A 12048-nucleotide genomic window follows, 5' to 3' on the forward strand; every position below is an offset into this window, starting at 1 on the left:
CAGCACTACCTCCACCCAAAACTACGACATTATGTATTGTTTTTTCCACATGAATGAAACTGTCTATCAGTAATGTTCTGTACTCTAGTATGCAAGTTTCATGGAATTTGGGAATTATTTGCTACCAATCTTAGCAATCGATCCTTCGCTTCTTAACTTCCTTAAAGATTTTCCCCTTCTACTGTTCAAATCGGCTAGGATTTTCTGACAGTACCAACAACGGAAACAATTCTCATGCGTGTCACTATCTGTGGTCATGCTGCTTTATACATTGAAACTATCGATCAACGCATCCTGCTCGATCCATGCTTCTCGGATACACTTGTCGGCGGTACACTTACTTACCATCCCGGTCGGGTATTTGAATTAGACAAACTGCCAAACCTGACAGCTTTGGTGGTGACTCATGGACATTTCGATCACTTTCATTTAGAAACCCTCCAGAAACTGCCGCGCGAACTGCCAGTAATTACTGCGGATGAACCGGCATTGGTCGAACAACTGCAAAAGATCGGATTCTCAAAAATCATAATCTGTCAGCCTTGGCAGGCGATCGCTCTCGGAGAAACTTACTTACTCCCGACTCCTTCAGACCACGAAGAACCAGAGTTTGGGCTGTTAGTTCGAGATGCAACTGGCACATTCTGGCACATGGCAGATGCAGAAGTAACGGCGGAAATTGGAGAAAAAATTACCCAAGAGTACGGTGCTATTGATTTAATTTCAACCAAGTATCAGCCAGTTGTACGTGCCAGTATGGGCTATTTGCACGGCATGGGAGCAACATTCGATCGCCAAGGGGTAGTTAGCTGGCTGGAAGCGGCGTGTGCTTGCAACCCGGCTTTGGTGTTCCCTTACGCTTCCGGTTTGTGCTTTAGTGGTCGGCACGCCTGGTTTAACCGCTATGCGTTTCCCTTAAGTTCAGAAGAAACGGTTCGCTTGTTGCAACGTCGGCTTGGTTCCCCAGAGCGGGCGAAAACGGTGCGTCCTGGTGATGTGATTGAACTTCAAGCTGGACAACCTCCACAACGACACGAACAGTTAGCTGATTTCGTTAGAGAAAAGCCATCTCCTGGGTTGCGCTGGGAACCAATTGATATCAGCACCCTCACAGGATTGTCTACATCTGAAGAACGGCGTACCTTCCAACAAAAGCTAGATGTATTCCTGGCAGGGACGTTGGTTTCGTGGCTCAAACATCAGGTCAAACAGACTCACAGCAGTTGGACTAATTTCCCTGCCGAGGAGGTTGTTTGGCAGTTGGTGGTTCATGCTGGAGATGGAGAACGGCTAAACTATGCCATTGATTTTCGTTCAGAGGATTTTTCTGTCTTCCCAGGCGAGCATCCAGAAGCAAACTTCTTTACCCACATTGCCGGACAAGCTCTTGACGATGTGATGACGGGCAAAATGCCGGGGCTAATTTTTTGGCTGGCGGGTGAGGCTCGTAGTTATGAAAAGGTCATTTCTGTACGCAATGGTCGTTTTGAGTGTCCAAAGTGGCCAAAGACACCCGAAGATTTCCCCTCAGACCCACTGACTTACTATCTTCGTCATTTTGGGACTAGCGAAACTTCTCTCGTTCCGGCTGATGCTGAGTCTGAGAAAGCACCATCACCAGAAAGTGCCAATGATATTCAGATTCTCACCCGTTTAGGGGAGAACGAAGAAGTGATGAACAAAAAAGTTCTACTGGCTTATTTGGCAGTTCAAGAAGCAGAGCGCTTGGGGCTAAAGATTTCTGAGATGGAAATTCAAACAATGTCCGATTCCTTTCGAGAGCAGTTTGATTTACTCGATAGCCAAGATACAGAGCAATGGTTAAAGGAAGCAGGTTTGAGTCTTGAGGGATACTCAGCCGTGATGCGAGATTTCACCGCAGTCTTGAAGCTGGAGGAACATTACACTAGGGTGATTGAGCCACTGCTCACCAATCATCGCCGCGTGGCTACAGCTAGATATGCCCGCCCACGACGGGATACCAACGATTGATGAATCATCCCAGAAAACAATTTGAGCTTGCTCCCGTTGGTATCTTGCGGGCTGCTGCTTGGCCAATTGAGAGTCTTCAGAGTTTTGGGAATCAGGAACTTGCCAGCCTAGCTTTGGCAGCCAGCCGGACAAAGGATGCTCATACCTGGAAGGAATATACAACAGCTTATCAGCAGGTGCATGAAGACGAGCGCGATCGCCTTTGGCAGATGACCGCAGCAGATTCATGGTTTATGAAAGCGTTGCTGTTGTCTAATCCGTCACTCGTGACGGAGGTACAGCGGGGGCTGCCACAAAGACAGGGAAAACGCACTAAAAAAATTCGGCATCTGGAGACGGCACTGTATCGTTATCTAGCGCGGGCTGCGGGACGGACAACACCTTATGGCTTATGGGCTGGTGTGAGTTTAGTCGAGTTTGCTAAGACAGCGCGGCACGATCCGGCTGCGGCTGAGTATTCATTTACACCCGATCTGCGTCCCTTTCAAACGATATTGCGATCGCTAGCTCAACGTTCAATTTATCGTGAAAATGCAACTTGGCGATTAAATCCCACCTTGAGACGACAAGCAGATGGTTCCTGGCTCTTTTGGGGCCGCACTCCACAGGGGTTAGTCGAGCAGCGTGAGATTGAATTCCAAGAAGTTGTGGACATTTTATTGGCAGAACTGACCAAACTGGATCTGGGGACATTAGACGAACTAGCCAAAACAGTAGCAGCCTCACCTCGCTGGAACCATGCAGCAGGAATACAGGATATTTTGAATATCTTCATTGATGGCGGTGTGCTTTTAGGCGGACTCGACCTACCCCATCGCTTTGAAAGTCCTTGGGAAGCGTTAACAGTGGTGGCAGACAAGCTAATTGAGCCAGATCGGTATCTCTGGAATAGTTCTATCCAAAAACTCCATTGCCTTTGCGATTCTCTCGCAGCAAAACTTGAGGTAATATCTCTGGATGCACTTGCAGATTCTCTGCAACAAGCAAAAAGCTTTATTCAAGAACTCGCCCAAGCCCTTGATGTTACCCTCACCCAGCTATCCGAGCCAGTGTTGCACTGCGATTTGGGGGTACCGTTTCGGATTGCCATTGATGAGGTGCAGCAAAACGTTTTGTTGCAAACACTTGCAGATTATGAGCGCTGCTGGATTAATGATGCAAGTCCAGCCTCGGCAATGCGGATGGCGTTTCGTGAGCGACTGAAACAAGAATTTGCGACGGGTGTTGCACTAGGGGATCTCAAATCTACCCTGGTTTCCGAAATGAGAGCGGCTCATAGCCATCCTGAAGTCGTCACCCGGTTAGAGGCGTGGGAGCGATCGCTGTCGCAAAATAAAGAGGTAGTCGTTCTCGAAACCAGCAGTAATTCCCCAAAGTCTTTGTCTACGGCTCCTTTCGGTTGCTTGTTCGCGGGTTTATTTGAGTCGTTCCAACTGGTAGTTCACGGGATTAGTGACGATCCGGTGCGAATCTTTGCTCGGTTTAAAGACTTATTGAATGAAAATAATTTATTGCATTCTTGGTTTCAAGAAAAGCTTGACTGTTTGGCAAGCCAACATCAAATTCAAATCGCAGAATTAAAAAGTCCCTTTGAGTCAAATCCAAATGTACTGGCTCGTCCTCATTTCAACCTTCTTCCCATTGAGTTATGGGGGGCGAGTCAAGATACTCCATCCCTCGCCGATGCAGAAATCTTTCTAGACCCAAAAACACAACTGCCTTTTTTAAAATTGCGATCGCTCCCCAACCCGGTTGCAGTGTTTTGGTTTTCCTTGGCTGCGGTTAATGCCCGCGACCCGATCTCTGAACAATTACTTTGGACTACCTTTCAAGATAATCCGACGGCAATCTTTCGTGCTGCCACCCTGCCGATGCAGATTGAACTGACTGCACCTCGTTTCACTCCTCGCGTTCAACTGCCAAAAGAAGCGACATTACGTCCTCGGAGGACAGTTTTAAGTGGGCAAATCTTAGCAGAACTCGCCACGTTATCTGCAATAGAGTTATTCGCAAGGTGGCAGCAATTAGCTTCTGAACATGGCTGGCCGATGTTGCTCAATCTGCAAATAGAGGGCAAGCATTCACTGATTCTGCATCGAGATAGCCCTTTAGCCCTTGAGTCCTTTTTCAAAAAAGACCTGCACAAACAAACCCGATGGCTAATTGTAGAAGAGTTAGTCAATCAACCTTGGCTAGTTGACCAAAAAGGACAGCATTACATGGCAGAACTGGCCTTACCCTTTGCCCGCACGGAACATGGGTGGTCGTTGCGTACAGGAAATAGCTCGATTATATGACACGTCGAAGATTAAGCAGCACCATTGGATTCCAACTCATCTACCAAGACGAAACCCAGTTTGGTAGTGCCATAACCGGACAATGCGACACTATCATCCGTCGCTACTGCGCCAATATCACAGCACACCGCCATCGATATGGGCTTGCAGATGTGGTGGCTCATTCGCGGGAATTACTAGCAGCGACAATGGTTCCTGGTGGTCTTGCAGATTTGTATCAGCGTCCTGGTGTCCTTTTGGAAGATTGGCTTTATCCCGATACCAAAGCCGTTAAACCGGTTGCGCTTCAGTTGGAACGTAATACTGGCGAAAGTATCGTCATTCTAGAACTATCACCTCATCTCCTGTCCGATTTGGCTTTGTATTTAGGAGAATGGCAACAAGGAAGTACAACTCCGACTGCAACCATTGCCCGCGAGTTATGGAACGTGTTGAGTGATTATGGCGCACTGGTTGACTTCAATGAACTATCCGTTAAGCCAGAACTTGGCCATGCTACCTTTGTTGGTCACTCAACCCTGCGCCTCAGTGATAGCAACTCTAGTATTCTCTTCGATCCATTTTTGTTGCCCAAGTCTGAGGTTTATCCGCCAAACTACCAACCCCTCAGCTTAGAGGAAATGGGACAACCCGATGCTGTATTCATCACCCATTCTCACCCCGATCATTTTGATTTAGGAACCTTGCTGCGACTTGGTGCAAACACGCCAATCTTCCTTCCCGAAGTCAAGCGAGAATCTGTATTGGCGATCGATATGGCATTACGGCTGCGTCAGGTTGGGTTCAAGAATATTCACACACTTGGCTGGTTCGACGAAACCCAAATTGGTGGGATGCGAATTATTGCCCTGCCTTTTTACGGGGAACAGCCAACGGTTGCAGAAGCGTTGCATCCAGAAATTCGCAATGAGGGTAATACTTACCTTGTCGAATATTGCGATCGCCGTATTGCTCTCACAGCAGACTCAGGGACTGACTGCTTGGGAGATGTCAAAAAACTGGCAGCCGCAGCCTTAGAGCGTTATGGTTCCCTTGATACTTTATTTGGAGGATATCGAGGTTTTGGACTGTATCCGATTCAATATCTCTTTTCATCAGTCGCTCGCTATCTTCCTTTTGTACCAGAAAAAAGCTGGCAAGTCCGCCAAAAGATGATGTGCGATGCCGATGATTTAATTGATGTAGCAGAAATCTGGAATGCCAAACGAATTGTACCCTACTCCGATGGTGGCGCTCCTTGGTATTGGCAGCGCGGTCTTGGCCCTTGCCTTGATGGATCGCAAGCACACATCATGGCAGTCGATCCAACCCCAGAGCATGTTTGCCAGGTAGCAACTGTGCGCTCTGGAACCCGCAAAGATGGAGCGATCGCTTCTCCTGTATCGATTTGCTTGCTTCGCCCTGGAGATGCTCTTGCGTTTGCTCAAGAGGATACGCAAGTAGTTCAAAACCAATCTTGGCCATATTTTAAGTCAGTAGGGAAGCAACTCTTGAGCTAAAGAACGAATTAACCTTTCAATTGACCGCTTGGAGGCCCGATATGGGTGAATTTTCTTCAGCAATTTTTGTCTCGGCTTTGCCAATAGTCTCTTAAGTACATGGCGATCGTTATCCTCTATCCCAAACTTGCAAGCTGATGCGATCGCTAGAAATGGTAGTGGGTATTTTGGGCATTCTCAAGGCAGGTGGTGCTTATGTGCCAATTGACCCAGAGTATCCCCAAGAGCGTTTAAGCTTCATGCTACAAGATGCGGCTGTTTCCATACTGTTAACTCAACAGCAACTACTTAAAAGACTACCTGAGCATCAAGCACAGCTTGTCTGTTTGGATGCTCACTGGCCGCTCATTTCCCAGTCAAGTCAGGATAATCTTATCTCTGGCGTACAAGCGAATAACTTGGCTTATGTGATTTACACTTCTGGTTCTACAGGTCAACCTAAAGGTGTAGCATTGAATCAGCTTGCTCTTGGTAATCTAATCTTGTGGCAACTGCAAAATAATCCAATTTCTACTGGAGCAAAAACGCTGCAATTTGCTCCTATCAGCTTTGATGTCTCCTTCCAAGAAATCTTCTCTACCTGGTTTTCGGGAGGTACATTGTTCTTAATTGGAGAGGACTTGCGCCTAGATGCCCTAGCTTTGTTAGGTTTTCTTGAAGAAAAAGCTATTGAGAGATTATTTGTTCCCTTTGTTGCCTTACAGCAACTAGCTGAAGTAGCTGTTGCGAGTGCATCAGTTACGAGTAATCTACGAGAAATTATTACTGCTGGGGAACAGTTGCAGATTACTCCCGCTATTTCTCAATGGTTAAGCAAATTAAATGATTGTACTTTGCACAATCATTATGGGCCATCAGAGAGTCATGTAGTTACTACTTTTAGTCTAACTAATTCTTCAGTCAACACTTGGCCATTACTTCCTCCCATTGGCCGCCCTATTGCTAACACACAAATCTACATCCTAGATAAGTATCTACAGCTTGTACCCGTCGGCGTACCAGGAGAATTGTACATTGGTGGTGTCTCTTTGGCGCGAGGCTATCTCAACCTTCCTGAGTTGACACAAGAGAAATTCATCTCTAATCCTTTTGAGAAAGCGGCGGTTCGGCTCCCCTCACTGAACGGAGGGAGTAAATTATATAAAACCGCCGATTTAGCACGTTATCTGCCAGATGGCAACATCGAATACCTGGGACGCATCGACAATCAGGTAAAAATTCGGGGTTTCCGTATCGAGTTGGGAGAAATTGAAACAGTACTGAATCAACACGGCGATGTGCAAGTATCTAGCGTCATTGTCCGCGAAGATCGCCCTGGACAGAAGCAGTTAGTCGCTTACATAGTGCCGCAAAAAGAAGTGATACCGACAATCAGCGAACTGCGGCAATTCCTGAAAGCCAAGTTGCCAGATTACATGGTTCCTAGTACTTTTGTAATTCTAGAAGCTCTACCCCTAACTCCCAACGGTAAGGTAGACCGCCGTGCCTTACCTGCACCAGATTTACTCAGTGAAATAGCAGATAAATTTGTTGCACCCCGCAACCCAATTGAGGAAACGTTAGCACTGATTTGGTGTCAAGTGCTGAGGTTAGAGAAAGTAGGCATTTACAATAATTTCTTTGAACTAGGGGGACATTCCCTACTAGCGACTCAAGTAATTTCCCGCTTGCCAGAAGCCTTTGGGACTTTGTTACCGTTGCGTTCTTTATTTGAGTCACCAACCATTGCTCAGTTAAGTGAAGTTATCTTAGGTGAACTTCTTCAAACTGGTTCGAGTTTGATTCTTCCGGCAATTTTTCCCGTTACCACAAGACAAGACATACCTTTATCTTGGGCACAAGAGCGCCTGTGGTTTCTCCATCACTTAGAAGGCGAAAGTGGTGCTTACACAATGCCTTTTGCTATGCGTTTGGTAGGGAATCTCAATATCAAAGCTTTGGAACAAGCAGTTGGGGAGATGGTGCAACGGCATGAAGTTCTGCGGACTCGTTTTGAGATCAAGGATGATAAGCCAGTACAGGTAATAGCCCCTGATATAATCATAACTTTACCAGTGGTGAATCTACAGAATGTGGTAGACCCTACCAAACAAGTAGAGCAACTAGCGATAAAAGAAGCCTACAAACCATTCGATCTGACTAAAGATCCTGTCTTGCGGGTCAAGATGTGGCAAGTTGCGGCTGACGAGTATGTACTACTGATAGCCATTCACCATATTGCTGCTGATGGTTGGTCAATAGGCGTTTTGAACCGTGAATTATCTGCCCATTATCGAGCCATTACCGCAGGTAGCGCGGTGCAATTACCAGAGTTATCTGTACAGTATGCCGACTTTACCTTATGGCAGCGCCAATGGCTGACAACTCAGGTATTGGAACCTCAGTTAAGTTACTGGAAACAACAGTTAGCAGCAGCACCACCTTTGTTGGAATTGCCTACAGACCGCCCCCGCCCATCTATCCAAACTTTTCGGGGAGGTATAGAGCGGTTTCAACTAGATGGCAAACTAACACAGCAGCTTAGACAACTCAGCCTAGAGTCTGGAACGACTCTGTTTATGACACTGCTGACGGGTTTTGTTGTGTTAATGTCTCGCTACAGTGGTCAAACGGATCTTGTAATTGGCTCCCCGATCGCAAATCGCAACCGCAAAGAAATAGAAGGGTTAATTGGTTTTTTTGTCAATACTCTGGCGCTGAGATTCGATTTGTCCTCAGAACTGACCTTGAAAGCTTTGCTGGAACAGGTGCAGCAGGTAACTCAAAACGCTTACGACCATCAAGATTTGCCCTTCGAGATGTTAGTTGAAGAGTTGCAACTGGAGCGAAACCTGGATCGTAACCCACTGCTGCAAGTGATGTTTGCCCTTCAGAATGCGCCAAGCAACCCTTGGGATTTGCCTGGTTTAACGGTCGAGAAAATGCCTTGGGGACTTGAAGCAGTGCGGTTTGACCTAGAAGTTCACTTTTGGGAAATCCCTGAAGGTCTTGAGGGATTTTGCTATTACAGCAGCGATTTATTTGATGCGGCAACGATCGCTCGCATGATGAAACATTTCCAGAATTTGTTAGCGGCGATCGTCACTAATCTAGAACAACCAGTCAGCCAATTGCCCTTACTAACAGCACAAGAAAAGCAGCAATTGTTAGTAGAGTGGAACGCCACCCAAACGGATTATCCAAGTAACCAATGTATCCATGATTTGTTTGCAGCGCAAGCCGAACAGACTCCTGATGCGATCGCTGTGGTTTTTGGAGAGCAAAAGTTAACTTATCAGGAATTGAATGCACAAGCAAATCAATTAGCACATTATCTGCAAAAACTGGGCGTAAAACCAGGTGTGCTGGTGGGTATTTGTGTGGAACGTTCTGTATCTATGGTTGTCGGGTTGTTGGCAATTCTTAAGGCAGGTGCGGCGTATGTGCCTTTGGATATTGAATATCCCCAAGAGCGTTTAGCTTTTATCATAGAAGACACTCAGATATCGGTGCTGTTGACAACACAGAAATTAACCGATGTAATTCCCCAACATCAAGCGCGTGTTGTTTATTTTGATACTGATGCAGATGCGATCGCTCTTGAAAGCCAACAAACCCCCAAAACGAAGGTGAAAGCCGATAATCTGGCTTATGTCATCTACACTTCCGGTTCAACAGGGAAACCCAAAGGAGTGGCTGTCAATCACCGAGCCGTAAACCGCTTGGTAATAAACACAAACTACATCAACATGGAATCAACAGATGTCATTGCCCAAGCTGCAAATTACGCCTTTGACGCAGCTACCTTTGAAATTTGGGGAGGGTTACTGAATGGGGCGCGGTTGGTAGGGGTGAGCAAAGAATTGGCACTTTCGCCCAGAGATTTTGCTGATTTTTTGCGATCGCAAAGAATCAGCGTATTATTCTTGACAACTGCCTTGTTCAATCAAATTGCTCAGGAAGTCCCCTCTGCTTTCAATTCATTACGTCATCTCCTATTTGGAGGCGAAGCTGTCGATCCTAAATGGGTGAAAGAAGTACTGAACAATGGTGCGCCGCAGCGACTCCTCCATGTTTATGGCCCGACAGAGAATACAACATTTACTTCCTGGTACTTAGTGCAGGATGTCCCAGAATCCGCTACAACCATTCCCATCGGACGACCGATTGCCAACACACAAATCTATGTATTAGATTCCCAACTACAGCCAGTAGGAATTTGCGTTCCGGGAGAACTATACATTGGCGGAGATGGTCTAGCAAGAGAATACCTCAACCGACCAGAGTTAACACAAGAGAAATTAATTCCCAATCCCTTTAGTTCTCAGCCTGGAGATCGCCTCTACAAAACTGGAGATAAGGTACGCTACCTGAGTGATGGGAATATTGAGTTTCTCGGTCGGATTGATTATCAGGTGAAAATTCGCGGTTTTCGCATCGAACTAGGAGAAATTGAAACCGTTTTGAGTCAACACCCCTTACTGCAAGAGAGTGTTGTGCTTGTAAGAGAAGACACACCTGGCGATAAACGTTTGGTAGCTTACTTAGTACCTGCACTTCATCGTCAAACATTACCGCAACAGGTTTCTCAATGGCAAAGTGAGTATGTGAGTGATTGGCAAACGCTTTATGAACAACTCTACAGCCAAAATCAAACTACAGACGATCTAACATTTAATATTGCTGGTTGGAACAGTTCGTATACCAAGCAACCCATCCCAGACCAGGAAATGCAAGAGTGGGTTGAGAGTACAGTCAGCCGCATTAAAGCTAACTTTCCCCAGCATATATTAGAAATTGGTTGCGGAACAGGGTTACTGCTATCTCGTCTTGCCAAGTACTCTCAACAGTATTGGGGTACTGATTATTCCATCGCCGCCATACAGCACGTTAAGCAGATATGCAGCACTGTTGAGGGTCTAGAAGATGTGCGGCTGCTGCACCAAATGGCAGATAACTTTGAAGGTATCCCCCAAGGAGAATTCGACACTGTTATTTTGAACTCAATCGTGCAGTATTTTCCCAGTATTGAGTATCTGTTGCAGGCGATCGAAGGAGCGATGTCTACAATTACTCAACAAGGGACAATCTTCGTGGGCGATGTCCGCAGCTTGCCATTACTGGAGCCATACCATGCAGCCGTGCAGTTGTCCCAAGCGGCTGTTGATAAAACTATTGAGCAATGGCAGCAACAGGTCCATCAGAGTATGGCCGCCGAGGAAGAATTAGTCATCGATCCCAGTTTCTTCATTGCCCTTCAGACACGTTTTCCCCAGATTGGTTGGGTGGAGATTCAGCCAAAACGCGGTTACGCCCAAAATGAGCTAACTCAATTCCGCTACGATGTTACCCTCCATGTCGGTATTAATGTTCAAGCAAATACTATTGCTTGGTTAAATTGGCAACTAGATAAGCTCTCGTTCACACAAATTCAAAATCAACTGCTTCATGAGCAACCAGAACGCCTGGGAATCAGACGCGTCCCGAATCAACGGGTACAGCAAGCACTACAGATTTGGCAATGGCTGGAAAATCCCCCGGCTGTAGAAACAGTCAGCCAACTGCGGCAGTTCTTAGCACAACAACCAACTGCTGGGATCAATCCAGAAAAGTTTTACGAGTTGGGACAGCAACTCGGTTACACTGTCCACTTAAGTTGGTGGGAGAGTAGTCAGGATGGTTGCTATGATGTGGTGTTCTGTCGCAATAGTTCAACGCAAACATCTAACGCACAAGAGGCAATTGCTTTTTGGGACACTTCAGCCGTCACAACCAAACCCTGGACTGACTACACTAATAATCCCCTATACGGCAAGTTAGTTCAGAAACTAGTGCCGCAGGTACGTGAATATATCCAACAAAAGCTACCCGATTACATGGTACCGCAAGCTTTTGTTGTCCTCAATGCCCTGCCCTTAACACCCAATGGCAAAGTAGATCGTCGCGCTTTGCCAACACCTGATACAGCCACGAGAAATCTTTCTACTGGCTTTGTTTTACCGCGATCGCCTATTGAAGCTCAAATCGCTCAAATCTGGAGTCAAGTCTTAGGGGTTGAACGCATTGGTGTTAAAGATAACTTCTTTGAACTAGGAGGACATTCCCTACTAGCTACCCAAGTCCTGTCAGAGATCAACTCAGCTTTTGAACTCGATCTATCTATACAGATGATGTTCGAGTCTCCCACAGTCGCTGGCATAGCAGCCTACATAGAAGTAGTGGATTTGGTAACACAAAATTTATCAATTAAAGAAGTCAGTAGCGAGGTAGTGGAGTTTTGA

The 12048-nt window shown here is 46.3% G+C and carries 3 protein-coding genes and 1 pseudogene; all 4 read left to right on the top strand.

Annotated elements, in window-relative coordinates; all coding sequences use genetic code 11:
- Positions 1-234 precede the first annotated feature (234 nt).
- The gene (locus CDG77_RS13135) at positions 235-1992 is read left to right on the top strand and encodes an MBL fold metallo-hydrolase (protein ID WP_094329808.1); all 1758 of its coding nucleotides are present in this window, start codon (positions 235-237) and stop codon (positions 1990-1992) included.
- Positions 1992-4289 carry a lantibiotic dehydratase gene (locus CDG77_RS13140; protein ID WP_094329809.1) on the top strand — a complete coding sequence of 766 codons (2298 nt, stop codon included), beginning with the start codon at positions 1992-1994 and terminating at the stop codon, positions 4287-4289. The genes CDG77_RS13135 and CDG77_RS13140 overlap by 1 nt, the downstream gene beginning before the upstream one ends.
- Entirely contained in the window at positions 4286-5788 is a 1503-nt protein-coding gene (locus tag CDG77_RS13145; protein WP_094329810.1) for an MBL fold metallo-hydrolase, read from the top strand. Before CDG77_RS13140 ends, CDG77_RS13145 begins: the two co-directional genes overlap by 4 nt.
- A 140-nt stretch (positions 5789-5928) precedes the next feature.
- Positions 5929-12048 (top strand): annotated as a pseudogene (locus tag CDG77_RS13150) (amino acid adenylation domain-containing protein); the annotation flags it as partial.

It is taken from the genome of Nostoc sp. 'Peltigera membranacea cyanobiont' 213, assembly GCF_002245975.1.
GTDB lineage: Bacteria > Cyanobacteriota > Cyanobacteriia > Cyanobacteriales > Nostocaceae > Nostoc.

What these genes read in the sequence shown, in the direction of transcription:
- CDG77_RS13135 (WP_094329808.1), top strand. Translation starts at nt 235, where the DNA reads ATGCGTGTCACTATCTGTGGTCATGCTGCTTTATACATTGAAACTATC.
- CDG77_RS13140 (WP_094329809.1), top strand. Translation starts at nt 1,992, where the DNA reads ATGAATCATCCCAGAAAACAATTTGAGCTTGCTCCCGTTGGTATCTTG.
- CDG77_RS13145 (WP_094329810.1), top strand. Translation starts at nt 4,286, where the DNA reads ATGACACGTCGAAGATTAAGCAGCACCATTGGATTCCAACTCATCTAC.